This is a genomic window from Streptomyces sp. 135, assembly GCF_020026305.1.
Classification (GTDB): Bacteria; Actinomycetota; Actinomycetes; order Streptomycetales; family Streptomycetaceae; genus Streptomyces.
In genome coordinates, this window is sequence record NZ_CP075691.1 from 4,418,108 (window position 1) to 4,443,246 (window position 25,139).

Here is a 25,139-nt window from a genome sequence, read left to right on the forward strand (position 1 = left end):
TGCGGCGGGCCCCGCATGACCAGGACGGACGCTGCGGGTCCTGACGGTGCCGTGCGCGCCTGGCGCGGGCTCGCCGACACCTCCGTGCTGCTCGACGGCTTCCATGCGATCAAGCACGCGCTGCGGTTCGACGCGCGGGTGCCGGTCGCGCTGACCGTCGACCGGGCCGGTGCGCTCGCCCTCGCTGACGAACTGGCGCCCGATGTGAGGGCCGCGCTGGACGCGCTTCTGGTGGAGGTCCCCGAGGAGCGGCTGCGCGCGCTGGTGCCCCGTCTGCACCCCACCGCGATGGCCGCCTTGGCGGTACGTCCCTCGCGGGCGGCCAACCTCGAAGCGCTGGCGCGCATGCCGAGGCCCGCGCCGGTCGTGGTGCTCGACGACCCCCGCAATCTCGGCAACGCCGGGGCGGTGATCCGGCTCGCCGCCGGGTTCGGCGCGACCGGTGTGGTCACGACCGGGACGCTCGACCCCTGGCACCCCACGGTCGTACGCGGCGGGGCCGGCCTGCACTTCGCGACGGCCGTGGAGCGGATGGAGGCCGCCGAGCTGCCGCCGGGGCCGGTGTTCGCGCTCGACGCGGAGGGCGTGGACATCCGGGGGCTGGAGCTCCCGGACGATGCCGTGCTCGCCTTCGGGTCCGAGCGCAGCGGTCTGTCGGCCGCCCTGCGCGAACGGGCCGATCACCTGGTGTCCCTGCCGATGCGGCCGCAGGTCTCCAGCTACAACCTGGCGACGAGCGTCGGCATGGCGCTCTTCCACTGGTCGGCGGGCAGGCCTCCGGGCCTGGAGGCCTGAACCCGCCGAGCCCGTCCCGCGCGCGGGTCACGCGTCCTTGCGGATCTCCACCACGCGGAAGCGGTTGGCGACGAACGCGCCGTCGCACAGCGCGGCGTTCGCCGCGGGGTTGCCGCCCGAGCCGTGGAAGTCCGAGAACGCCGCCGTCTGGTTCACATAGACGCCGCCCGTGAGGTTCAGGGACAGCTGGGCGCACTCCTCCAGGCAGGTCTCCTCGACGGCCGCGGAGACCTCTTCCGAGGTGGTGTACGCCCCGACGGTCATCGCTCCCTTCTCACGCACCGTGCGGCGCAGCAGCTCCACCGCGTCCGCCGCCGAGTCGACCGCGACCGCGAAGGAGACGGGGCCGAAGCACTCGCTGAGGTACGCCGCCTCGGCGTCCGGCTTCGCACCGTCCAGCTTGACGATCACCGGAGTACGCACCACGGCGTCGGGAAATTCGGGATTCGTGATCTGCCGTGACGGCAGAGCCACCTCGCCGAGCCCGGCGGCGGCGTCCAGGCGGCTCCGCACGTCGGGGTTGACCAGCGCGCCCAGGATGCCGTTCGCCCGGGCGTCGTCGCCGAGCAGGCCGTTCACCGAAGCGGCGAGGTCGGCCACCACCTCGTCGTACGACTTGGCTCCGGCGTCCGTACGGATGCCGTCACGCGGGATGAGGAGGTTCTGCGGGGTGGTGCACATCTGGCCGCTGTAGAGGGACAGGGAGAAGGCGAGGTTGGCCAGCATTCCCTTGTAGTCGTCCGTCGAGTCGACGAGGACGGTGTTGACCCCGGCCTTTTCCGTGTAGACCTGCGCCTGGCGGGCGTTGGTCTCCAGCCAGTCGCCGAAGGACGACGAGCCCGTGTAGTCGATGATCTTGATCTCGGGGCGCACGGCGAGCGTCTTGGCGATGCCCTCGCCGGGCCGCTCGGCGGCCAGGCAGACCAGGTTCGGGTCGAAGCCGGCCTCCGCGAGGACCTCGCGGGCGATCCGCACCGTGAGCGCGAGGGGGAGCACCGCGCGCGGGTGGGGCTTGACCAGGACGGGGTTGCCGGTCGCGAGCGAGGCGAAGAGGCCCGGGTAGCCGTTCCACGTCGGGAAGGTGTTGCAGCCGATCAGGAGCGAGAGGCCGCGCGCCACCGGCGTGAACCGCTTGGTCATCGCGAGAGGGTCACGCTTGCCCTGGGGCTTGTGCCACTCGGCCGTGTCGGGGGTGCGGGCCTGCTCGACGTAGGCATACGCGATCGCTTCCAGGCCGCGGTCCTGGGCGTGCGGGCCACCCGCCTGGAAGGCCATCATGAAGGCCTGGCCGCTGGTGTGCATGACCGCGTGCGCGAACTCGTGCGTACGGGCGCTGATCCGGGCCAGGATCTCCAGGCTGACCATCGCCCGCGCTTCCGCGCCCGCGTCGCGCCAGGCGCGCATCCCGGCGCGCATGGCGGGCAGCAGGGTGTCGATGTCGGGGTGGGGATACGTGATCCCCAACTCCGGGCCGTACGGCGAGACTTCCCCGCCCACCCAGTCGTCCGTGCCGGGCTGGTCCAGGTCGAAGCGGGTGCCCCGGAGGGCGTCGAAGGCGGCTTTGCCCTCGGGCAGGCTCAGGCTGCCGTCCTCCCCGTACGCCTTCGGGTGCTCGGGGTGCGGGGACCAGTAGGCGCGCGTCCGGATCGTCTCCAGCGCCTGGTCGAGGGTGGGCCGGTGCTTGGCGATCAGCTGGTGCGCGGTGAGTTCGGCGGCCATGACAGGACCAACTCCTCGTCGGTCAGCTCTCCATCGAGCTGGCGAGTGGGCGGGAACAGTGGGCAGGGACTGGCTGACAGAGCTAGAGTAACCGAACGATCGGTCGGGACAAGAGGGTCCGCCAAACCTGTGGACAACTTCTCCGCGGCCACTCAGAACCCTCGGGGGCCACCACCCCGAACCCTCCGGGACCACCACCCCGGACCCGTCGGCCGACGGACCGTGCGGGAGGATCGCGAACATGACAGCACTCGAGCTCAGCAGCGCCGTTGCCGTGGTCGGCACCGGAACCATGGGGCAGGGCATCGCACAGGTCGCCCTGGTGGCCGGCCACCCCGTGCGGCTGTACGACGCGGCCCCCGGCAGGGCCAAGGACGCGGCCGACGCGATCGGCGCCCGCCTGGACCGGCTCGTCGAGAAGGGCAGGCTCACGGCCGAGGACCGCGCGGCCGCGGCCGCCCGGCTCACGCCCGCCGAGAGCCTCGCCGAGCTGGCCGGTTGCGGCCTCGTCGTCGAGGCGGTGCTGGAGCAACTGGACGTCAAGCAGCGGCTGTTCCAGGACCTGGAAGGCGTCGTCGCCGAGGACTGTCTGCTGGCCACCAACACCTCCTCCCTCTCCGTGACCGCCATCGCGGGCGCCCTGCGCGCGCCGGGCCGCTTCGTGGGCCTGCACTTCTTCAACCCGGCGCCGCTGCTCCCCCTCGTGGAGGTGGTCAGCGGCTTCGCGACCGACGAGCGGGCGGCCACGCGCGCGTACGAGACCGCGAAGGCCTGGGGCAAGACACCCGTGCGCTGCGCGGACACCCCGGGCTTCATCGTCAACCGTGTGGCCAGGCCCTTCTACGCCGAGGCCCTGCGCCTGTACGAGGAGCGGGTCGCCGACCCGGCCACCATCGACGCGGTGCTGCGCGAGTGCGGCGGCTTCAAGATGGGCCCCTTCGAACTCACCGACCTCATCGGCCAGGACGTCAACGAAGCGGTCACGCGCTCGGTGTGGGAGTCGTTCTTCCAGGACCCCAAGTTCACGCCCTCGCTCGCGCAGCGCCGGCTCGTCGAGTCACGCCGTCTCGGCCGCAAATCGGGCCAGGGCTGGTACGCGTACGGGGACGGCGCCCCGCGCGCGGAGCCGCACACCGCCGGGCCCGAGCGGGCTCCGGAGTCCGTCACCGTCCACGGGGACCTCTTCGCGGCGGACGGTCTGCTCGGCCTCATGCGGGAAGCCGGCATCCGGGTCGGGCACGGGAAGGACACCCCTAGCTACCCCGGCTCCATCGAGCTGCCCGGAGGCGCACGGCTCGAACTGGCCGACGGGATGTCCCCCGACGCCGCGGCGGAGCCCACGATCCACTTCGATCTCGCGCTCGACTACCGGGCGGCGACGCGCATCGCCCTGGCCCCGTCGAGCCGGGTGGGCGAACCGGCCCTCAAGGAGGCGATCGGTCTCTTCCAGGCGCTCGGCAAGAAGGTCAGCGTCATCGGCCCCGCTCCGGGAATGATCGTCGCCCGCACGGTGTGGATGCTCGTGGACTTCGCCCTGGACGCCGTGGGGCGCGAGGTGGCGGGCGCCGAGGACGTCGACACCGCCATGCGCCTTGGCGTCAACTACCCGCTCGGCCCGGTCGAATGGGGCCGCCGCCTCACCGCGTACCGCGTGGCCGAGGCGCTGGACCTTCTGCACGGCGAGTACCCCACCGGGCGTTACGCGCCCTCCCAGGCACTGCGGCGCCAGGCCGTGCGAGAGGAGTACTCATGACCACCGCCCGACGGGACACGTACACCCCCGAGACGCTGCTGGGCGTCGCCGTGCGGGTCTTCAACGAGCGCGGCTACGACGGCACGTCCATGGAGCACCTCTCCAAGGCGGCCGGCATCTCCAAGTCGTCGATCTACCACCACGTGACGGGCAAGGAGGAGCTGCTGCGCCGCGCGGTGAGCCGGGCGATCGACGGCCTCTTCGGGATCCTCGCCGAGGAGCACGCGCGCGTGGGCAGCGCCGTGGCGCGCCTGGAGTACGTCACGCGCCGCACGGTGGAGGTCCTGGTCGCCGAGCTGCCCTACGTGACGCTGCTGCTGCGGGTGCGCGGCAACACGGACACCGAACGGTGGGCCCTGGAGCGGCGCAGGGAGTTCGACCAGCAGGTTGCCGAGCTGCTCAAGGAGGCCGTCGCGGACGGCGACCTGCGCTCCGACGTCGAGCTGCGCCTCGCCACCCGGCTGCTCTTCGGGATGATCAACTCCATCGTGGAGTGGTACCGCCCGGAGATCCGGGGCGCGGCCAACGGCTCGCAGATCGCCGACGCCGTCGTGCAGCTGGCCTTCGCGGGGCTGCGCACCGACCGCTGAGCGCTCATTGACGGGGCGCTGAACCGCCGGGTTCGGCGCTGACGGTGCTCTCCAGGTCGTCCTCCTCGAAGACCAGCAACGTACGCGTGCTGAGGACTTCGGGGATGGACTGGAGCCGGGTGAGCACCAGTTCCCGCAGGGCGCGGTTGTCCGGCGTGTGGACCAGGAGCAGGACGTCGAAGTCGCCGCTGACCAGCGCGATGTGGGAGGCCCCGGGCAGCGCGCGCAGATGCTCGCGCACCGTGCGCCAGGTGTTCTGGACGATCTTGAGCGTGATGTACGCGGAGGCGCCCTGCCCGGCGCGCTCGTGGTTGATCCGCGCCCCGAAGCCCCGGATGACGCCGTCGTCGATCAGGCGGTTGATGCGCGCGTACGCGTTGGCCCGCGACACATGGACCCGTTCGGCCACGGAACGTATCGAGGCGCGACCGTCCGTGTGCAGGATCTGGAGGATGTCGCGGTCGATGGCGTCCAAGGGCCGGGGCTCTGCGAGCCGGGGCTCCGGAGCCCTTGATTCCGGTACTCGGGGCTCCGGTGGATCGGGCACTCGGGGCTCCGGCCGGTCGTCGGCATGCTGGTCGGCCATTCGTTCAGATGCCATGTCCCCCCGCCTCCCTACCATGGACGTACTGCATCCATCCCAGGCTGTGGAGAACCGTTTGTCCACAGCCTGGAGGTGCCTGTAGCCAAAATGTGCCGACGACCGAACAATCGGTAGGTGAGGCGCCTCACACCGCTGCGCCTCTTTTGCCGCTCCCACGAGGAGTCCGCTTCCACCAGGAGGTGCCGTGATGACGGTCATGGAGCAGCGGGGCGCCTACCGGCCCACCCCGCCCCCCGCTTGGCAGCCCAGGACCGATCCGGCGCCGCTGCTGCCGGACGCGGAGCCTTACCGCGTCCTCGGCACCGAGGCCGCCGCGAAGGCCGATCCGGGGCTCCTGCGCCGCCTCTACGCCGAGCTGGTGCGAGGCCGCCGCTACAACACCCAGGCGACCGCGCTGACCAAGCAGGGCAGGCTCGCGGTCTACCCCTCCAGCACCGGGCAGGAGGCCTGCGAGGTGGCCGCCGCGCTGGCCCTGAAGGAGCGGGACTGGCTCTTCCCCAGCTACCGGGACACCCTCGCGGTGGTCGCCCGCGGTCTCGACCCCGTGAGCGCCCTGACGCTGCTGCGCGGTGACTGGCACACCGGATACGACCCGCGCGAGCACCGCGTCGCACCCCTGTGCACCCCGCTGGCCACGCAGCTGCCGCACGCCGTGGGCCTCGCGCACGCCGCCCGGCTCAAGGGCGACGACGTGGTGGCGCTCGCCATGGTCGGAGACGGCGGCACCAGCGAGGGCGACTTCCACGAGGCGCTGAACTTCGCCGCCGTGTGGCAGGCCCCGGTGGTCTTCCTCGTGCAGAACAACGGCTTCGCGATCTCCGTGCCGCTCGCCAAGCAGACCGCGGCCCCGTCCCTCGCCCACAAGGCCGTCGGCTACGGCATGCCGGGCCGCCTGGTGGACGGCAACGACGCGGCGGCGATGCACGAGGTCCTGAGCGAAGCGGTCGCCCGCGCGCGGGAGGGCGGCGGCCCGACGCTCGTGGAGGCGGTCACCTACCGCATGGAAGCCCACACGAACGCCGACGACGCCACGCGGTACCGCCGCGACGCCGAGGTCGACGCCTGGCGTGACCACGACCCGATCCTGCTCCTGGAGCGAGAGCTGACGGAGCGTGGACTGCTGGACGACGACATCAGGCGGCAGGTGGCGCAGGACGCCGAGACCATGGCCGCCGACCTGCGCGAACGCATGAACCAGGACCCCCTGCTCGACCCCATGGACCTCTTCACGCACGTCTACGCCGAGCAGACCTCGCACCTGCGGGAGCAGGCGGCGCAGTTGCGCGCGGAGCTGGCAGCGGCCTCGGAAGAGGCGGACGCATCGGAGGGTGAGACGCGATGACCACGGTCGCGGCGAAGCCGGCCACCAAACCGGCCACCATGGCGCAGGCGCTCGGAAGGGCGCTGCGCGACTCCATGGCCGAGGATCCCTCGGTGCACGTCCTCGGGGAGGACGTCGGCGCGCTCGGCGGCGTCTTCCGGGTCACCGACGGGCTCGCCGAGGAGTTCGGCGAGGACCGCTGTACGGACACGCCGCTGGCCGAGGCGGGCATCCTCGGCACGGCGGTCGGCATGGCCATGTACGGCCTGCGGCCGGTCGTCGAGATGCAGTTCGACGCCTTCGCCTACCCCGCCTTCGAGCAGCTGATCTCGCATGTGGCGCGGATGCGCAACCGCACCAGGGGCGCGATGCCGATGCCCATCACCGTGCGCGTGCCCTACGGGGGCGGGATCGGCGGCGTCGAGCACCACAGCGACTCCTCCGAGGCGTACTACATGGCGACTCCGGGGCTCCATGTCGTCACGCCCGCCACGGTCGCCGACGCCTACGGCCTGCTGCGGGCCTCCATCGCCTCCGACGACCCGGTCGTCTTCCTGGAGCCGAAGCGGCTGTACTGGTCCAAGGCCGACTGGAATCCGGACGCCCCGCAGGCCGTCGAACCGATCGGGCGCGCGGTGGTGCGGCGCCCCGGGCGCAGCGCCACGCTCATCACGTACGGCCCGTCCCTGCCCGTCTGCCTGGAGGCGGCCGAGGCCGCGCGCGCCGAGGGCTGGGGCCTCGAAGTGGTCGACCTGCGCTCGCTGGTGCCCTTCGACGACGAGACGGTCGCCGCGTCCGTACGACGCACGGGGCGCGCGGTCGTCGTGCACGAGTCGGGCGGCTTCGGCGGACCCGGCGGGGAGATCGCCGCGCGGGTCACCGAGCGGTGCTTCCATCACCTGGAGGCGCCTGTGCTGCGGGTCGCGGGGTTCGACATCCCGTATCCGCCACCGATGCTGGAGAAGCACCACCTGCCGGGCGTGGACCGGATCCTGGACGCGGTCGCGCGGTTGCAGTGGGAGGCGGAGAACTGATGGCGCCCGCTTTTGACGTGAACAGTCTGGAATTCAAACTGCCCGACCTCGGCGAAGGGCTGACCGAGGCCGAGATCGTCCGCTGGCTCGTCCAGGTCGGGGACGTCGTCGCCGTGGACCAGCCGGTCGTCGAGGTCGAGACGGCCAAGGCGATGGTCGAGGTGCCCTGCCCCTATGGAGGCGTGGTCACCGCCCGTTTCGGCGAGGAGGGCACGGAACTGCCCGTCGGGTCGCCGCTGTTGACGGTCGCCGTGGGCACCCCGGCCGATACGCGCGCCCCTGAGGAGCCCGCCGAGCGTGCTCTGCGGACGGCGGCGGAGGAGGAGTCCTCCGGGAACGTCCTGGTCGGTTACGGCACCGGGGCGGCGCCCGCCCGCCGCAGGAGGGTGCGGCCCACGCGGGCCGCCTCGCCGATGCCCGCCGCGGCCCCCGCAGCCCCTGCGGCCTCCACGGACCGCGGCCCGGAGAGGCCCCCCGCGCGCGGGGACGGCCCTGTCCCGGTGATCTCGCCTCTCGTGCGCAAGCTGGCGCGGGAGCACGGTGTGGAGCTGCGCGAGCTCGTGGGTTCGGGTCCGGACGGGCTGATCACGCGGGCCGACGTCGAGGCGGCCATCGGAGCGGCCGCCACTGCGGCCACCAGGGCGGTCACCGGTCAGGCCACCGGAGCGGGCCGCGCGGTGGCGTCCGTGGTCGGCCTTGCCTCCGGCGAGGCGTGGGAGGACACCATGGCGCGCGAGGCCGCGGCGCTGAAGACGGCGGCCCGTGAGGACGAGGAGCTGGTCCGCGCGGGAAGGGCCGAGGCGCGCCGCCAGGTCGAGGCGGGGCAGGAGCCCACGCGCGCGGGCATCGAGTCCCGGCACCCGCTGACCGGCATCCGCGGCCTCGTCGCGGACAAGATGGCCCGCAGCAGGCGCGAGATCCCGGAGGCCACTTGCTGGGTCGACGCCGACGCGACCGAACTGCTCGCGGCCCGCGCCGCGATGAACGGCGCGATGAACGGCGCGGTGAGCGCCCAGGCGAACGCCGCGACGGCGGCAGGGGACGGCCAGAAGGTGTCGCTGCTCGCGCTGTTCGCCCGCATCGCGGTGGCCGCGCTCGGCCGGTTCCCGATGCTCAACTCCACGGTGGACATGGAGGCGCGCGAGGTGCGCCGGTTCGCGGACATCCACATCGGGTTCGCCGCGCAGACCGACCGGGGGCTGGTCGTGCCCGTCGTACGGCACGCGCAGTCGAGGACGACCGCGTCGATCAACGCCGAGCTGATCCGCCTCACGGAGGCGGGGCGGTCCGGGAAGCTGACTCCCGGTGAGCTGACCGGGGGGACGTTCACGCTGAACAACTACGGCGTGTTCGGGGTGGACGGCTCCACGCCGATCATCAACCACCCCGAGGCGGCCATGCTCGGCGTGGGCCGCATCGTGCCCAAGCCCTGGGTGCATCAGGGCGAGTTGGCGGTACGGCACGTGGTGCAGCTGTCGCTCACCTTCGACCACCGGGTGTGCGACGGCGGCACAGCGGGCGGCTTCCTGCGGTACGTGGCGGACTGCGTCGAACAGCCGGCGGTGCTGCTGCGGTCGGTGTGACGGTGTGACGGTGATGTAAGTCCCTTGCCCGAAGGGCCCTTCGCGGGGGTGGCAATGATCCTCCGTATGCCCATACTCGGGGGGTGACCGCGAATGAGGGTGCCCCCTACGACGCCGTGGTGCTCGCCGGTGGCGGCGCCGCGCGGCTCGGCGGCGCCGACAAACCCGGCGTGCGCGTGGGCGGCCGGGCGCTGATCGACAGGGTCCTCGCCGCCTGTTCCGGCGCCGGGACCACCGTCGTCGTGGCCGAGCCGAGGCCGACCGCGCGGCCCGTCGTGTGGGCGCGCGAGGAGCCGCAGGGCGGCGGGCCGCTGGCCGCGCTCGACGCGGGGCTGCGGCACACGGCCGCGGAACTGGTGGTGGTGCTCTCCGCCGACCTGCCGTTCCTGGATGAGCGGACGGTACGCCGCCTGCTCGCCGCCCTGCGGGACAGCGGCGCGGACGGGGCGGTCCTCACCGACCCCGACGGCCGTGACCAGCCGCTCGTCGCCGCCTACCGGAGCGCGTCGCTGCGGCGTGAGATCCGCGCGATCCGTGCTCTTCCGGAGGCCTCCGAGTCCCGACAGGCCTCCGAGTCCCGCGAGGTTCCCGAGTCCCGCGAGGTCACCGAAGCCGGCTCGGGACTCGCCGGGCGCCCCCTGCGGCTGCTCACCGCGCGGCTCGTCCTGACCAGGGTCGACGACCCCGTGGCGGCCTTCGACTGCGACACCTGGGACGACATCGCCGCCGCACGGGCGCGCATCAGGGAGCATGGGCACGTGTTGGATGAATGGATTTCCGCAGTCAAGGACGAGCTGGGCATCGAACTCGACGTCGATACCGGCACCCTCCTCGACCTCGCTCGCGACGCCGCGCACGGTGTGGCCAGGCCCGCGGCACCGCTGACCACCTTCCTCGTCGGCTACGCGGCGGCGCAGGCCGCCGCGCGGGGCGGGACGGCGGGCGGACCCGAAGCGGTGGCCGAGGCGGCACGCAAGGCCGCGGCGCTCGCGGCACGCTGGGCGGACGAGGACCGACCGGACGCGATGCCGGGCGCGGCACAAGCCGAGGCCGCCACCGGCGCACACCCCCAGCCCGCTTCCGGCGCCGCTCCCGAGGCGCTGCCCCACGCGACGCCCCACGCCACCCCCAGCACCGACCCGGACGCCGGATGAGCGGGCATCCCGCGCCGGACGCCGACCTCGACGAGGCCCTGGCCCTGGTGAACGACTGCCGGGACAGCCACGGCGCCGTCCCCCGCTCGGCGCCCCCGGCCGCGTCGACCCCCACACCTGCCCAGCAGCCCGGACGGCCCGGCCGGCACCCGCAAGCGGCACGGCCAGGTCGCCCCCCGCAAGCCGCCCACCCCACCGGCGACGGCGGACACCACGACGTCACCTCCTGGCCCGCCGCCCGTGCCCGCGCCGCGCGGGCCGTGCCCCGGACCGGCGGCGAGACCGTCGTGGTCCCGCTGGACCAGGCCCTCGGTCTGACCCTGGCCGCCCCGCTCACCGCCCTCACGGACCTGCCGCCGTTCGACACCTCAGCCATGGACGGCTGGGCCGTCGCGGGCCCGGGCCCCTGGGCCGTACGGACCGAAGGGGTCCTCGCCGGGCACGGCCTCCCGGAGCCGCTCGGGGACGGCGAGGCGGTCGGTATCGCGACGGGCGCCCGCATCCCGCGCGACGCCACGGCGGTGCTGCGCAGCGAGCACGGCCGCATCGACGACAAGGGCAGACTGTTCGCGCTGCGCGAGGTGGTGCCGGGCCAGGACATCCGGCCGCGCGGCCAGGAGTGCCGTTCGGGCGACCAGCTCCTGCCGGCCGGCTCCCAGGTCACGCCCGCCGTGCTGGGGCTCGCCGCGGCCGCCGGGTACGACACGCTCCGCGCCGTACGCCGACCCCGGGCCGAAGTCCTCGTACTGGGCGATGAGTTGCTGACCGAGGGGCTGCCCCGCGAAGGTCTCATCCGGGACGCGCTCGGCCCCATGCTGCCGCCCTGGCTGCGCGCGCTCGGCGCCGAGGTCACCTCGGTCCGGCGGCTGGGCGACGACGCGAAGGCGCTCCACGAGGCGCTGACGACCTCCACCGCCGACCTGGTTGTCACGACGGGCGGCACGGCGTCGGGCCCGGTCGATCACGTCCACCCCACGCTGCACCGCCTCGGCGCGGAATTGCTGGTGGACGGCGTCGCCGTGCGCCCCGGACACCCGATGCTGCTGGCCCGCCTCAGCCCCGGCCGGTACCTCGTCGGGCTGCCGGGCAACCCGCTCGCCGCGGTCTCCGGACTGCTCACGCTGGCCGAGCCCCTGCTGCGTACGCTCATCGGGCGCACGGCGGGAGTCGGCGGCGGCGCGACGGAGCCGGCGTACACGGCGCCGGTACGCGATGACGTGCAGGGCCACCCGTACGACACCCGCCTCGTGCCGGTCACCCTGCGGGCCGAGCACGCCGTGCCGCTGCGGTTCAACGGCCCGGCGATGCTGCGCGGCATCGCGGCGGCCGACGGGCTCGCGGTCGTGCCGCCCGGCGGTGCGCGCAAGGGCCAGGAGCTGGAGATCATCGACCTGCCATGGGCCCACGGCGTGAGCGGGGAGTGTTTCACGTGAAACTTCCCGGCCACGACGCGATCGCCCGCGACCCCGCCGAGCACCACACGACCCACCGGATCAAGCTGCCGCAGCGCGTGGTGGAGCGGCCGTTGCGCCAGGTCACCCGGCGCCTTGCGATGGCTCTGCTGGTGCTCGCCCTGACGACGTTCATAGTCTGGGTCGACCGTGGCGGCTACCACGACAACTCCGACGAGGGAGTCGACTTCCTCGACGCGGCGTACTACGCCACGGTGACGCTCTCCACCACCGGTTACGGCGACATCGTGCCGTACAGCGACAGCGCCCGGCTCACCAACATCCTCCTGATCACGCCGCTGCGCGTGCTCTTCCTGATCATCCTGGTCGGCACGACCCTCGAAGTGCTCACGGAACGGACGCGCGAGGAATGGCGTCTGTCCCGCTGGAGGTCCAACTTGCGTGAACACACTGTCGTCGTCGGCTTCGGGACGAAGGGCCGCTCGGCGATCCAGACCGTCTGCGCGACCGGCCTGAAGCCGGAGCAGATCGTGGTCGTCGACCCCAGCGCGAAGGTCATCGACGCGGCCACGGCGGAGGGGTACGCGGGTGTCGTCGGCGACGCCACGCGCAGCGACGTGCTGCTCCGCGCGGAGGTGCAGCGGGCCCGCCAGATCATCATCGCGACGCAGCGCGACGACACGGCGGTACTGGTCGCCCTCACCGCGCGGCAGTTGAACCGCGGGGCGAAGATCGTGGCCGCGGTGCGCGAGGAGGAGAACGCGCCGCTGCTGCGGCAGTCCGGGGCCGACGCGGTGATCACCAGTGCCAGTGCGGCCGGGCGGCTGCTCGGGCTCTCCGTGCTGAGCCCGAGTGCGGGCATGGTCATGGAGGACCTGATCCAGCAGGGCACGGGGCTCGACCTCGTGGAGCGGCCGGTCATAAAGGCGGAGGTGGGGCGGGGCGTTCGGGAGACGGAGGACCTGGTCGTGAGTGTCGTACGCGGGCATCGAGTGCTGGGGTATGACGATCCGGCCGTCGGGAAGCTGCAGTTGACGGACCGGCTGATCACGATTGTGCGGGCGACGCCGGGGACGGTGGTTGCGCCGGATGCGAGGCCGTTGCCGACGGATTGAGGTTCTGCGGGGGCTGTGCCGGTGCCGGTGCATATGTGGGTGCGGGTGCGTCGTGGCTGGTCGCGCAGTTCCCCGCGGCCCTGAAGGGGCGTGGAGATCCCCGCGGCCTTGAAGGGGCGGGAGTAGCCTCGGCCGCATGTATGCGATCACGATCCCCGAACCCGGTGGCCCCGAAGCGCTCGTATGGGCCGAGGTGCCCGATCCCGTACCCGGCGAGGGCGAGGTGCTGGTCGAGGTGGTGGCCGGCGCCGTGAACCGTGCCGATCTGCTGCAGCGGCAGGGCGCCTACAACCCGCCGCCCGGCGCGTCCCCGTACCCCGGTCTTGAGTGCGCGGGCCGGATCACCGCGCTCGGCCCCGGCGTCTCAGGATGGGCGGTCGGCGACGAGGTGTGCGCCCTGCTCTCGGGCGGCGGTTACGCCGAGCAGGTCGCCGTCCCGGCCGGTCAGCTGTTCCCCGTACCCGAGGGCGTCGACCTCGTGACGGCGGCGGCGCTGCCCGAGGTGACCTCGACCGTCTGGTCCAACGTCTTCATGATTTCCCACCTGCGGCCCGGCGAGACGCTGCTCGCCCACGGCGGTTCGAGCGGCATCGGCACCATGGCGATCCAGCTCGCCAAGGCCGTCGGCGCGAAGGTCGCCGTCACGGCGGGCAGCAAGGAGAAGCTGGCGTTCTGCCAGGAGCTCGGCGCCGACATCCTCATCAACTACCGCGAGCAGGACTTCGTGGAGGAGATCGAGCGGGCCACGGACGGGGCCGGTGCGGACGTCATCCTCGACAACATGGGCGCGAAGTACCTGGAGCGGAACGTGCGCGCCCTCGCGGTCAACGGCCGCCTCTCGATCATCGGCATGCAGGGCGGCGTCAAGGGCGAGCTGAACATCGCCACGCTCCTCAACAAGCGCGCCGCCGTCACCGCCACCTCGCTGCGCGGCCGTCCCGCCGCCGAGAAGGCATCGATCGTCGCGGCGGTGCGTGAGCATGTCTGGCCGCTGATCGCCGGAGGCCATGTACGGCCGATCGTCGACCGCACGGTGCCGATGAGTGACGCTGCGGCCGCGCACCGGGTCCTGGAGGAGAGCAGCCACATCGGCAAGGTGCTGCTCACGCGCTAGCGCCCATGCCCCGGGCGGGGGTGGCCAGGGTGCCGGAAGCGTCATGCCGTGTGACGCTGTCACTGGCGTGACGATCCTCTGACCTTGGGTCCCCGAACTGACCTCGGGTGTCCCGACAGCGGGAGGCGACCGGTGCGGTGGCGGTTTCGTGGGTGACTCTTCGTATGGTCCTCGTGGTGGCGGTGCTGTGCGCGGGCGTGGTGGCGGTCGCCCCCGCCGTCATGTCGTACGCGGTTCAGCCTGCCCCCCGAGGACCCCTCACCACCGTCGACGAGACGCCCCGTGCCGGGAGCCGCGCGGGCGAGGGACGCGCACGGCCGGGACGCGCCGATGTGCCGCTTCCGGATCCGCCACCAGCGTCCACGCCGCCGCCCCCCGTGCCGTCGCGGCAACCGCAACAGGCCCACGTGACGCAGCGCGACACCGTGGCCGACGCCGGGCAGCCGGCGCCCGCGAACCCCGCGCTCTCCGGCCTGCGCGTCCTGCCGCTCGGCGCCGGCCTGGTTCTGATCGGCCTCGGCCTCGGCTTCCTCGGCCTGCGGCTGAGGCGAGGTTGAGGCGCGGACGCCGCGCGCACGAGGGTGGATCACCTCGGTACGGGGGCACCACCGATGTGTGGTGCACGGGTGCGACAGAATGGCGGCATGGAGATGCCGAGGAGCGAACGGTCACCGGAGAGCCCCCAAGTCCTGGTCGTGGGCCAGGACGGAATGGCTCTCGGTGGTGGCGGAGACGACGAATCCCGCGAGGTTCCGGTGACGGAGATGGTCGAACAACCGGCCAAGGTCATGCGCATCGGCAGCATGATCAAGCAGCTGCTCGAGGAGGTGCGGGCGGCTCCTCTCGACGAGGCGAGCCGGGTGCGCCTCAAGGAGATCCACGCCAGCTCGGTCAAGGAGCTGGAGGACGGCCTCGCCCCCGAGCTCGTCGAGGAACTGGAGCGGCTCTCCTTGCCCTTCACGGAGGAGGCGACCCCCAGCGACGCGGAACTGCGCATCGCGCAGGCCCAGTTGGTCGGCTGGCTGGAAGGCCTCTTCCACGGGATCCAGACGACGCTGTTCGCGCAGCAGATGGCGGCGCGGGCGCAGCTGGAGCAGATGCGACGGGCGCTGCCGCCCGGCGTGGGCGGCGGCGAGGACGACGACGAGGGCGGCCTCGCGGGCCGTACGGGAGGCCCTTACCTGTAGGACCGGTATGCGGCGAGGGCCCGGTACGCGGAACAACGCGTACCGGGCCCTCGCCGTAGAGAAGCCGCAGCGGGCCGGAGACTAGGCCGGGTTACCCGTGGAGACGTCGAACTGGATGTCCACGTTCTTCGGGTCGACGTCCGAACCCTCCTTCGGGGTCTGCCGCATGACCGTGTCCTCGCCGTAGGCGTTCTCGTTGACGGAGCGCTTGTCGTAGCTCCAGCCGGCCGCCTGGAGGCAGGACAGGACCGACTTCCAGTCCTTGAAGGTGAAGTCCGGGACCTTGATCTTCGTTTCGTCGTTGTACGACGTCTCCGGCTCCTTGCACTCCTCCACCTCCATCGTGTTGTTGCGGTCGGGCCCCTTGTGCCCCGCCACCGGCTGCTTCGACTTGTCGCCCCCGGCTTCCTTGCCGCCCTCCTCACCCCCGCTGAGGGTGAGCGCCGTGATCAGGCCGCCGATGGCGATGAGCGCTACGACGATCGAGCCGACGATCACCGGCATGTTCCGCCGCTTGCCGCCGCCGCCCGAGCCCGAGGAGGACGTCGTCGTGGCCGGCTGGGGGGAGAGGTTGTACGGGGGCGGGGTGTGCGCCCCCTGCTGCGGCGCGTACGCGTTGGTGGGCGCCGGGGTCTGGTAGCCCTGCTGGGGCGGATAGCCGTACCCCGGCGTCGGGGCCGGGGTCGACGGGGCGTACGGGCCCGGCTGGTAGGGCGTCTGGACGGCGCCGGACTGCGGCGGGAGCGAGGAGTCGACCGGCGGGAAGACCGCCGAACCGACGCCCGCGCCGCTCGCCGTCTGCGCGCCCGGCACGATGCTGGGGGCCTGAGAAGGAGCGGCCTGCAAGGACTGGGCGACCCGCAGGCACTCGTCGCGCATGGCCTCGGCCGTGGGGAAGCGCTCGTTCGGGTTCTTCTTCAGCGCGCGGGCGACGATCGCGTCGACCGCCGGCGGCAGGGAACGGTTGATCGAGGACGGAGCGACCGGCTCCTCCTGGACGTGCGCATACGCTATGGCCAGCGGCGAGTCCGCCTCGAACGGCAGCCGCCCGGTGACCAGTTGGAAGAGCATGATGCCGACGGAGTAGAGGTCGGAGCGCGCGTCGACGCCGCGGCCGAGCGCCTGCTCCGGCGAGAGGTACTGCGGGGTGCCGACGACCATGCCGGTCTGCGTCATCGACGTGACGCCGGACTGCATGGCGCGGGCGATGCCGAAGTCCATGACCTTGACGACGTTGCGCTTGGTCATCATGACGTTGCCGGGCTTGATGTCGCGGTGCACCAGGCCCATCTCGTGGCTGATCTCCAGGGCCGCCAGCACATCGGCGGTGATCTTCAGCGCCTGGTCGGTCGGCATCGCGCCGAACTGCGTGACGGACGCGTCGAGCACGGAGCCGAGCGGCTTGCCCTCGACGTACTCCATGACGATGTACGGCATCGTCGTGCCGTCGAGATCGTCCTCGCCGGTGTCGAAGACCGACACGATGTTCGTGTGCGTGAGCTTCGCCACCGACTGGGCCTCGCGGCGGAAGCGCTCGCGGAAGGACTGCTCACGCCCCAGCTCGGTGTGGAGCGTCTTGATCGCGACTTGGCGATCGAGAACGGTGTCGTACGCGAGGTGGACCGAGGCCATGCCGCCTTCGCCGAGCAGATCGCGCAGTTGGTAGCGGCCGCCGGCCAGCGAACGCCCCGCGTACCGCCCCTGTGCGCCGTCCTGGCTGCTCATCTCGTGCGTCCCCCATCGGCGCGCGGCAACCGGACGGCTCCGCGGCTGGTGATCGATTACCCGCTATTCCTGGCCAAGTCTGCCCCAGGACGAGGACGCGTCAAGCTCGGTGCCCGTTCCGTGACCGTACGCGCAAGAAGCGTCTCGGAAGCGTTACAAGTTTGCGCGTGAGGGCCCGGGAACACTTTTATGTCCGGTCCACCTCGAACCGGCAGGTGGTGTGAAGGCTGTAGCGTGGCCCGTCGGAGTACCCGTACAGCGACGTACTCAGCACCAAGTACCACGACCAGAAACGACGGCGAGGACTGATGGCACAGACGCAGCGCGCTCAGGGCCCGTCCGACCCCGAGGCGTCTGGCGGCGGAATGTCTGACGCGCCCGAGTTGTGGGGCAACGGCGGGCTCGTCGGAGACGGCCGGTACCGGCTGACCCACAGACTCGGCCGGGGCGGCATGGCGGAGGTGTTCGCCGCCGAGGACGTACGTCTCGGCCGCACCGTCGCGGTCAAGCTGCTCCGCTCCGACCTCGCCGAGGACCCGGTCTCCAAGGCCCGCTTCACGCGCGAGGCCCAGTCGGTCGCGGGTCTCAACCACCACGCCGTGGTCGCGGTGTACGACTCCGGTGAAGACGTGGTCGGGCCGAGTGTCGTCCCGTACATCGTCATGGAGATCGTCGAGGGCCGCACGATCCGCGATCTGCTGCTCAACGCGGAGGCGCCGGGTCCCGAGCAGGCGCTCATCATCGTCTCCGGGGTGCTCGAGGCGCTCGCGTACTCGCACCAGCACGGCATCGTGCACCGTGACATCAAGCCCGCGAACGTGATCATCACCAACACCGGCGCGGTGAAGGTGATGGACTTCGGCATCGCGCGCGCCCTGCACGGCGCGCAGTCGACGATGACCCAGACCGGCATGGTCATGGGCACGCCGCAGTACCTCTCGCCCGAGCAGGCGCTCGGCAAGGCCGTCGACCACCGCTCCGACCTGTACGCGACCGGCTGTCTGCTCTACGAACTGCTCGCCCTGCGGCCGCCGTTCACCGGTGAGACGCCGCTCTCCGTGGTCTACCAGCACGTCCAGGACCAGGCCGTACCGCCCTCGCAGGTCTCGGACCAGGCGCCGCCGGAGCTGGACGGGCTCGTCATGCGATCCCTGGCCAAGGACCCGGACGACCGGTTCCAGACCGCCGAGGAGATGCGCGGCCTCGTCCAGTACGGGCTCCAGATGCTGCACGAGCAGGGCAGCCACACGGGGACCTGGAACACCGGACCCGTCGACTTCGCGGCGATGCACGAGGGCGGCAGCACTCCGGCGATGGGTGTCACGGGGGCCGGCGCGATGGCGCACCCCGACTCCGGCACCGCGCAGATCCCGGGCCCGATGCTGCGCCCGCCGGGTGACGACGGCGGCTTCGAGGGCGGGCACCAGGGCGGCAAGGGCGGCCGCGGCAAGATGTGGATCTTCGCCGTGCTCGCGGTCATCGCGATCGCCGTGGGCGTCGCCTTCGCGCTCAGCGCGAACGACGGCACCAAGGAGAAGAAGCCGCCCGTGACTCCTTCGACGAAGCAGTCGCAGGAGAAGGAGCCCAGCAAGAGCCCCGACAAGGACGAGACGGGCCAGGCGACGGATCCGGGCGAGGAGACCGGGAGAGAGACCGGCTACCCCCCGCAGACGAACCAGCCGACCGGGCCGACGCGGCCCACGGGGCGTCCGACGCAGCCGACGACGGACCCGACGCAGCCGACCACCGATCCGACACAGCCGACGACGGATCCGACGGAGCCGACCACGGACCCGACGCAGCCCACGAACGACCCGACGGATCCGGGCGACGGCGGGGACCCGGAGGATCCGGGGGACGGCGACGGGTCCTGACCCGCGGCCCGGCCGAGAGCCGAAACCCAGAGCCCCTGTTCCGCCACGGCGGAACAGGGGCTCTGGCGTACGCGGGTCAGCGGACGCGCTGCAGCCGGTGGTCCTGGCCGGCGCGGAGCGTGTGGACCTTGGCCACCTGCGGCTCTACGCGCAGATACACCGGGTCGAAGGGCTCGCCGTCCGCGAAGCGCGGCGCCGGACCGAAGAGTCCCAGCTCGGTGTCGGTCGGCTCGACCGCCTCGCACAGGCCGATGCACTGCACGGTCCACCGGACGTCACGGGGCGACGCCACGTCGGCGTTGTCGGCGCCGTACGCGACGACGCTGCCGACGCAGGCCTGGTGGTAGCCGAAGCCCTTGTGCAGGCGCAGGAGGATCTTGCCGCCGACGACGACGTGGCGGGCCACCGCGAGGAAGGGCAGCGCGCGCATGCTGGTCGCCACCCGCCCGTAGTCGGTACGGCGCAGCAGTTCGAGGGCGAGCTGTTCATCGGGGTCGACGGAGTCCGTGGAGGCGCTGGGGTCGCTGGACATGACCCCCACCCTCGTCCACGGACGGGATGTCGGAAAAGAGGCCCCCGCCCCCATCAAACGGGACGTAAGTCCCGGGCCCCACGCGCGGCGTCCGGTCACCGCGTCCCTGCCGCCGGGTCCCGTCAGTGCTGCTTCTCTGCCTGCATGCGCGCCACGTACGCCGCGGCCTGTGAGCGGCGCTCCATGCCGAGCTTGGAGAGCAGGCTGGAGACGTAGTTCTTGATCGTCTTCTCGGCGAGGTGCAGCCGCTCGCCGATCACGCGGTTCGTGAGGCCCTCGCCGATCAGGTCGAGGATCTTGCGCTCCTGCTCGGTGAGGCCCGCAAGGCGGTCGTCGCCCTTGGCGTTGTTGCCGTCGCGCAGCCGCTCCAGGACCCGGGCCGTGGCCACGGGGTCCAGCAGGGACTTGCCGGCCGCGACATCGCGCACGGCGGTGAGCAGTTCATTGCCGCGGATCGCCTTGAGGACATAACCGGAGGCGCCGGCCATGATCGCGTCGAAAAGGGCTTCGTCGTCGGCGAACGAGGTGAGCATCAGGCATTTGATGTCCTCGTTCTGCGAACGGATCTCGCGGCATACCTCCACCCCGCTGCCGTCCGGCAGGCGCACGTCGAGCACGGCCACGTTCGGTCGCGTCGCGGGGATCCTGACCAGGGCGTCCGCCGCCGTTCCGGCCTCGCCGACGACCTCGATGTCGGACTCCACGGAGAGCAGCTCATGGACTCCACGCCGGACCACTTCGTGGTCGTCGAGTAGAAATACCGTAATTTTTCCGTCTTCGCGCACGGAGCCAGTCTCACACACGATCTCTCTCCGTGCCCGGGCGGAACCCTTCCCGAGCCCGGGGTGGCCGGGATAACGTGCCGGTGTTCCGGCCCCCTGCCAGGCTGTGATCAGTGCTGTGACCAGGAAGTGTTCCCCCCTTTCTCGATCCGCTCGGAAATCCGGGCGGCCGGTGATCCGTCGTTTACTTGGAAATCCAAGCAAATTCGCAGGTCAGATGGGGTTTCACAGAAATGGGACGCACTGGGTAACGTGCTTTGTGCAGGGCGTTCGCCGGGGCACCTGTCACGCCTGTTCCCGGCCGAGACGCACCCACCCCGTGCGCGGGCACGGACCAGGCGAGCCGTACTGGTCATCCCGGTAATCCCGGGGGCCGGACCGACGGAGGAGCACACGTGACCGTGGAGAGCACCGCCGCGCGCAAACCGCGCCGCAGCAGTACCGGCGGCGGCAAGCGCGCAAGCGCGAAGAAGGCCGCGCCGCAGAAGAGCACGGAGCCCGAACTCGTACAGCTGCTGACCCCGGAGGGCAAGCGGGTCGAGAACGCGCGGTACGAGTCGTACGTCGCCGACATCACCGCGCAGGAGCTGCGCGGCCTGTACCGCGACATGGTCCTGACCCGCCGCTTCGACGCCGAGGCCACCTCTCTCCAGCGCCAGGGCGAGCTGGGCCTGTGGGCCTCGCTGCTCGGCCAGGAGGCCGCCCAGATCGGCTCCGGCCGGGCCACCCGCGACGACGACTACGTGTTCCCCACGTACCGCGAGCACGGCGTCGCCTGGTGCCGCGGGGTCGACCCCACCAACCTGCTCGGCATGTTCCGCGGCGTGAACAACGGCGGCTGGGACCCGAACAGCAACAACTTCCACCTGTACACGATCGTCATCGGCTCGCAGACGCTGCACGCCACCGGTTACGCGATGGGCGTGGCCAAGGACGGCGCCGACTCCGCCGTGATCGCGTACTTCGGCGACGGCGCCTCCAGCCAGGGCGACGTGGCCGAATCGTTCACCTTCTCCGCGGTCTACAACGCCCCCGTGGTGTTCTTCTGCCAGAACAACCAGTGGGCGATCTCCGAGCCGACCGAGCGCCAGACCCGGGTGCCGCTCTACCAGCGCGCGCAGGGCTACGGCTTCCCCGGTGTGCGGGTCGACGGCAACGACGTGCTCGCCGTGCTCGCCGTCACCAAGTGGGCCCTGGAGCGGGCCCGCGCGGGCGAGGGCCCGGCGCTGATCGAGGCGTTCACGTACCGCATGGGCGCGCACACCACGTCGGACGACCCGAGCAAGTACCGCAACGACGACGAGCGGGTGGCCTGGGAGGCCAAGGACCCGATCCTGCGGCTGCGGGCGTACCTGGAGTCCGAGGGCCACGCGGACGAGGCGTTCTTCGCGGAACTCGACGAGGAGAGCGAAGCGTTGGGCAAGCGGGTGCGAGAGGTGGTGCGGGCGATGCCGGATCCGGATCTGATGGCGATCTTCGAGAATGTCTACGCGGACGGGCACGCGCTCGTGGACGAGGAGCGCGCCCAGTTCGCCGCCTACCAGGCGTCGTTCGCCGACGCCCCCGCGGGCGGGGAGGTCAAGTAACCATGACTGTCCGGAAACTGCCCATCGCCAAGGCGATCAACGAATCGCTGCGCACGGCGCTGGAGAACGACCCCAAGGTCCTCATCATGGGCGAGGACGTCGGCAAGCTCGGCGGCGTCTTCCGCGTCACGGACGGGCTGCAGAAGGACTTCGGCGAGGAGCGGGTCATCGACACCCCGCTCGCCGAGTCCGGCATCGTCGGCACGGCCATCGGCCTGGCGCTGCGCGGGTACCGCCCCGTGGTGGAGATCCAGTTCGACGGCTTCGTCTTCCCCGCGTACGACCAGATCGTCACGCAGCTCGCGAAGATGCACGCCCGCGCGCTCGGCAAGATCAAGATGCCGGTCGTCATCCGCATTCCGTACGGCGGCGGCATCGGCGCCGTCGAGCACCACAGCGAGTCGCCCGAGACGCTCTTCGCGCACGTGGCGGGCCTGAAGGTGGTCTCCCCGTCGAACTCCGCGGACGCCTACTGGATGATGCAGCAGGCCATCCAGAGCGACGACCCGGTGATCTTCTTCGAGCCCAAGCGGCGGTACTGGGACAAGGGCGAGGTGGACACGGACGCCTTCCCCGGCCCCCTGCACAAGGCCGTCGTCGCCCGCGAGGGCAGCGACCTCACCCTCGCCGCGTACGGCCCGATGGTGAAGGTCTGCCTGGAGGCGGCCGCGGCCGCCGAGGAGGAGGGCAAGTCCCTGGAGGTCCTGGACCTGCGCTCCATGTCGCCGATCGACTTCGACGCCGTGCAGGCCTCGGTCGAGAAGACGCGGCGGCTCGTCGTCGTGCACGAGGCCCCGGTCTTCCTGGGCACGGGCGCGGAGATCGCGGCGCGCATCACCGAGCGGTGCTTCTACCACCTGGAGGCGCCCGTGCTGCGGGTCGGCGGCTATCACGCGCCGTATCCGCCGGCGCGCCTCGAAGAGGAGTACCTGCCGGGTCTCGACCGGGTGCTCGACGCCGTCGACCGCTCGCTGGCGTACTGAGGGAGAGGGTCGTGACGACGATGACAGACGCTGCTCTGAGCGAGTTCAAGATGCCCGACGTGGGCGAGGGGCTCACCGAGGCGGAGATCCTCAAGTGGTACGTGGCGCCCGGTGACACCGTCACCGACGGCCAGGTCGTGTGCGAGGTCGAGACGGCCAAGGCCGCGGTCGAGCTGCCCATTCCGTTCAACGGTGTCGTACGGGAACTGCGCTTCCCCGAGGGCACCACGGTCGACGTCGGCCAGGTGATCATCTCGGTGGACGTCTCGGGCGGCGCCGCCCCGGCCGCCCCCGCCGAGGAGGCCGCCGTGCCCGCCCCCGCCGAGGAGGCTCCCGCCCCGAAGGCCGCCGCGGAGGAGGCCGCCCCGGCGGGACGCCAGCCCGTGCTCGTGGGGTATGGCGTCGCCGAGTCCTCGACGAAGCGCCGCGCCCGCAAGGCGGGGGCCCAGGACGCGCAGGACGTGCCCGTGGCGGAGCCGGAGCCGGTGGCGCCGCGCGAGGTGAACGGCCATGGCGCCCGCCCGCTCGCCAAGCCGCCGGTGCGCAAGCTCGCCAAGGACCTCGGTGTGGACCTCGCGAGGGTTACGCCGTCCGGGCCCGACGGGATCATCACGCGCGAGGACGTGCACGCGGCGGCGGCCCCGGCCCCGCGGGCAGAGGACCGTCCGGAGCCGGCCGAGGCCTCCGCGCCGCCGACCGCTCCCGCCCCCGTGGCCGGTGCGGACGCCCGAGAGACCCGCATCCCGGTCAAGGGTGTCCGCAAGGCCACCGCGCAGGCGATGGTCGGCTCGGCGTTCACCGCGCCGCACGTCACGGAGTTCGTGACGGTCGACGTGACGCGGACGATGAAGCTGGTCGAGGAGATCAAGCGGGACCCCGGCACGTACGGCTTCGAGGGGCTGCGGGTCAATCCGCTGCTGCTCATCGCCAAGGCCCTGCTGGTGGCGATCAGGCGACGAGGCCCCGCGGCAGAGTCGCCGCGGCCATCGTGCCTGGACGACGGTGCCCGAACTGTCGGCGTCGGCGTCGATGCAGCTCGAACGAACGTCCGCGACACGTCCTGGGTCCGCGATCCAGGGGCAAAGCTCAAGGCAGGTGACCACGCTCGCGCTCTCCTTCGACCACCGCCTGGTCGACGGGGAGCTGGGCTCCAAGGTGCTCGCCGACGTGGCGGCCGTCCTGGAGCGGCCGAAGCGGCTGCTGACCTGGACGTAGCACCGGCTGAGCAGGACGGCACGCGAAAGGGGGCCCGCCGCGATCACCGCGGTGGGCCCCCTCGTCGTACGCGCGCCGGGTGTCAGGCGACCTTGAAGCCGTAGTCCATCAGCTTCTTGGCGTCCGAGGTGCGGTTGGCCACCGAGGAGGAGGTCAGGACCGTGCCGACGACCGTCTTGCCGTTACGCGTCGCGGCGAAGACGAGGCAGTACTTCGCCTCGGGGCCCGAGCCCGTCTTCACGCCGATGGTGCCGCGGTAGGAGCCGAGGAGGTTGTTGGTGTTCTCCCACGGCATGTAGCGGTAGCCACCGGACTTGGTGGTGACCTTCTGCTTCGTCGCCTTCGTCTTCACGACCGTGCGGAACGTGGAGTACTTCATGGCGTTGCTCGCGAGCTTCGTCAGGTCGCGCGGCGTCGAGTAGTTCGCGCCGTGCCCGATGCCGTCGAACGAGTCGAAGTGGGTGTTGGTCAGGCCGAGCGTCCTCGCCGTGGAGTTCATCTGGCCGATGAAGTTCTTCACGCGGGCCTTGCGGGTCGAGCCCTTGCCGAACTTGTCGGCGAGCGCGTACGCGGCGTCGCAGCCGGAGGGCAGCATCAAGCCGTACAGCAGCTGGCGGACGGTGACCTTGTCGCCGACGATCAGGCGGGCCGAGGAGGCGTAGTTGTTGTCGACGATGTAGTCGCTGTACGCCTTCTGGATCGTGACCTTGGAATCCAGGTTGAGGTTCCGCTGGCCGAGCACCACGCGCGCCGTCATGATCTTCGTCGTGGAGCCGGTGGACCGGCGGGTGTCGGCGGACTTGGTGAAGAGGGTCTTACCCGTGCCGTTGTTCATCACATAGCCGCCCTTGGCGACGATGGACGGCTTCGGCGGTGCGGCCGCGTGGGCCGGAGTGGTGAGGACGCCGCCGGCCAGTATCGCGCTCGCGGTGATGGTAACGGCTGATACGCGACGTACGCCCTTGATGCCGGTTTTCAAGATCTCTGCTCCAAATGCCCCTGGATTGCGGCCACATGAGGGGGCCGCTCTCCCGTTAGACGCACGAGAGGGGGCGATGGAT

21 protein-coding genes and 1 pseudogene are annotated in these 25,139 nt (G+C 71.7%); 16 read left to right on the forward strand and 6 right to left on the reverse strand.

Annotated elements, in window-relative coordinates:
- Positions 1-15 precede the first annotated feature (15 nt).
- Complete coding sequence (locus KKZ08_RS19895) at positions 16-795, forward strand: TrmH family RNA methyltransferase (RefSeq protein WP_223775734.1); 780 nt, start codon at positions 16-18, stop codon at positions 793-795.
- A 27-nt stretch (positions 796-822) separates the two neighbouring features.
- Here KKZ08_RS19895 and paaN read toward each other — a convergent pair whose 3' ends face one another.
- Positions 823-2,514 (reverse strand): phenylacetic acid degradation protein PaaN, encoded by a 1,692-nt coding sequence (paaN, locus tag KKZ08_RS19900; RefSeq protein WP_223775735.1) that lies wholly within the window; start codon positions 2,512-2,514, stop codon positions 823-825.
- A 241-nt stretch (positions 2,515-2,755) separates the two neighbouring features.
- Between paaN and KKZ08_RS19905 the strand changes: the two genes are divergently transcribed.
- Both KKZ08_RS19905 and KKZ08_RS19910 read left to right on the forward strand, forming a co-directional pair.
- Entirely contained in the window at positions 2,756-4,267 is a 1,512-nt protein-coding gene (locus tag KKZ08_RS19905) for a 3-hydroxyacyl-CoA dehydrogenase (protein ID WP_223775736.1), read from the forward strand.
- A complete protein-coding gene (locus tag KKZ08_RS19910) occupies positions 4,264-4,857 on the forward strand; it encodes a TetR/AcrR family transcriptional regulator (protein WP_223775737.1) in 594 nt (197 codons plus the stop codon). Before KKZ08_RS19905 ends, KKZ08_RS19910 begins: the two co-directional genes overlap by 4 nt.
- Positions 4,858-4,861: 4 nt before the next feature.
- On the opposite strand, the gene KKZ08_RS19915 is transcribed toward KKZ08_RS19910, so the two are convergent.
- The gene (locus KKZ08_RS19915; RefSeq protein WP_223775738.1) at positions 4,862-5,458 is read right to left on the reverse strand and encodes an Lrp/AsnC family transcriptional regulator; all 597 of its coding nucleotides are present in this window, start codon (positions 5,456-5,458) and stop codon (positions 4,862-4,864) included.
- A 190-nt stretch (positions 5,459-5,648) separates the two neighbouring features.
- Between KKZ08_RS19915 and pdhA (KKZ08_RS19920) the strand changes: the two genes are divergently transcribed.
- The 9 genes from pdhA (KKZ08_RS19920) to KKZ08_RS19960 all read left to right on the forward strand — a co-directional run bounded on the left by pdhA (KKZ08_RS19920) (position 5,649) and on the right by KKZ08_RS19960 (position 15,381).
- Positions 5,649-6,803 (forward strand): pyruvate dehydrogenase (acetyl-transferring) E1 component subunit alpha, encoded by a 1,155-nt coding sequence (gene pdhA / locus KKZ08_RS19920; RefSeq protein WP_223775739.1) that lies wholly within the window; start codon positions 5,649-5,651, stop codon positions 6,801-6,803.
- Positions 6,800-7,816 carry an alpha-ketoacid dehydrogenase subunit beta gene (locus KKZ08_RS19925; protein ID WP_223775740.1) on the forward strand — a complete coding sequence of 339 codons (1,017 nt, stop codon included), beginning with the start codon at positions 6,800-6,802 and terminating at the stop codon, positions 7,814-7,816. Before pdhA (KKZ08_RS19920) ends, KKZ08_RS19925 begins: the two co-directional genes overlap by 4 nt.
- On the forward strand, positions 7,816-9,399 hold the full coding sequence (locus KKZ08_RS19930; RefSeq protein ID WP_223775741.1) for a dihydrolipoamide acetyltransferase family protein: 1,584 nt from the start codon (positions 7,816-7,818) through the stop codon (positions 9,397-9,399). The genes KKZ08_RS19925 and KKZ08_RS19930 overlap by 1 nt, the downstream gene beginning before the upstream one ends.
- Positions 9,400-9,482: 83 nt before the next feature.
- A complete protein-coding gene (locus KKZ08_RS19935; RefSeq protein ID WP_223775742.1) occupies positions 9,483-10,553 on the forward strand; it encodes an NTP transferase domain-containing protein in 1,071 nt (356 codons plus the stop codon).
- Positions 10,550-11,986: a molybdopterin molybdotransferase MoeA gene (locus tag KKZ08_RS19940; protein WP_223775743.1), complete on the forward strand. Its 1,437-nt coding sequence runs from the start codon at positions 10,550-10,552 to the stop codon at positions 11,984-11,986. Before KKZ08_RS19935 ends, KKZ08_RS19940 begins: the two co-directional genes overlap by 4 nt.
- Complete coding sequence (locus KKZ08_RS19945) at positions 11,974-13,080, forward strand: potassium channel family protein (protein WP_223775744.1); 1,107 nt, start codon at positions 11,974-11,976, stop codon at positions 13,078-13,080. The genes KKZ08_RS19940 and KKZ08_RS19945 overlap by 13 nt, the downstream gene beginning before the upstream one ends.
- A 136-nt stretch (positions 13,081-13,216) precedes the next feature.
- The gene (locus KKZ08_RS19950; protein ID WP_223775745.1) at positions 13,217-14,194 is read left to right on the forward strand and encodes an NAD(P)H-quinone oxidoreductase; all 978 of its coding nucleotides are present in this window, start codon (positions 13,217-13,219) and stop codon (positions 14,192-14,194) included.
- A gap of 152 nt (positions 14,195-14,346) precedes the next feature.
- On the forward strand, positions 14,347-14,751 hold the full coding sequence (locus tag KKZ08_RS19955) for a hypothetical protein (RefSeq protein WP_223775746.1): 405 nt from the start codon (positions 14,347-14,349) through the stop codon (positions 14,749-14,751).
- An 87-nt stretch (positions 14,752-14,838) separates the two neighbouring features.
- Positions 14,839-15,381, forward strand: coding sequence for a bacterial proteasome activator family protein (locus KKZ08_RS19960; protein WP_223775747.1), 543 nt, complete (start codon positions 14,839-14,841; stop codon positions 15,379-15,381).
- Positions 15,382-15,462: 81 nt separating this feature from the next.
- Here KKZ08_RS19960 and KKZ08_RS19965 read toward each other — a convergent pair whose 3' ends face one another.
- A complete protein-coding gene (locus KKZ08_RS19965; protein WP_223775748.1) occupies positions 15,463-17,106 on the reverse strand; it encodes a protein kinase in 1,644 nt (547 codons plus the stop codon).
- A gap of 308 nt (positions 17,107-17,414) precedes the next feature.
- Here KKZ08_RS19965 and KKZ08_RS19970 point away from each other — a divergent pair, with 308 nt between their 5' ends.
- Complete coding sequence (locus tag KKZ08_RS19970) at positions 17,415-18,980, forward strand: protein kinase (protein WP_223775749.1); 1,566 nt, start codon at positions 17,415-17,417, stop codon at positions 18,978-18,980.
- A gap of 76 nt (positions 18,981-19,056) precedes the next feature.
- Here the strand turns inward: KKZ08_RS19970 and KKZ08_RS19975 are convergent, their stop codons facing one another.
- The gene (locus KKZ08_RS19975; protein ID WP_223775750.1) at positions 19,057-19,512 is read right to left on the reverse strand and encodes a pyridoxamine 5'-phosphate oxidase family protein; all 456 of its coding nucleotides are present in this window, start codon (positions 19,510-19,512) and stop codon (positions 19,057-19,059) included.
- Between the two features lie 122 nt (positions 19,513-19,634).
- Positions 19,635-20,297, reverse strand: a complete 663-nt coding sequence (locus KKZ08_RS19980) for a response regulator transcription factor (protein WP_223775751.1) — start codon at positions 20,295-20,297, stop codon at positions 19,635-19,637.
- A gap of 392 nt (positions 20,298-20,689) precedes the next feature.
- On the opposite strand from KKZ08_RS19980, the gene pdhA (KKZ08_RS19985) reads away from it, so the two are divergent.
- The 3 genes and pseudogenes from pdhA (KKZ08_RS19985) to KKZ08_RS19995 form a co-directional block, all read left to right on the forward strand.
- On the forward strand, positions 20,690-21,880 hold the full coding sequence (gene pdhA, locus KKZ08_RS19985; protein ID WP_223775752.1) for a pyruvate dehydrogenase (acetyl-transferring) E1 component subunit alpha: 1,191 nt from the start codon (positions 20,690-20,692) through the stop codon (positions 21,878-21,880).
- A 2-nt stretch (positions 21,881-21,882) separates the two neighbouring features.
- Positions 21,883-22,863: an alpha-ketoacid dehydrogenase subunit beta gene (locus tag KKZ08_RS19990; RefSeq protein WP_223775753.1), complete on the forward strand. Its 981-nt coding sequence runs from the start codon at positions 21,883-21,885 to the stop codon at positions 22,861-22,863.
- A 20-nt stretch (positions 22,864-22,883) separates the two neighbouring features.
- Positions 22,884-24,072: pseudogene (locus tag KKZ08_RS19995) on the forward strand (dihydrolipoamide acetyltransferase family protein); the annotation flags it as partial.
- Positions 24,073-24,160: 88 nt separating this feature from the next.
- Here KKZ08_RS19995 and KKZ08_RS20000 read toward each other — a convergent pair.
- Positions 24,161-25,057 (reverse strand): serine hydrolase, encoded by an 897-nt coding sequence (locus KKZ08_RS20000; protein ID WP_223775754.1) that lies wholly within the window; start codon positions 25,055-25,057, stop codon positions 24,161-24,163.
- Positions 25,058-25,139 lie beyond the last annotated feature (82 nt).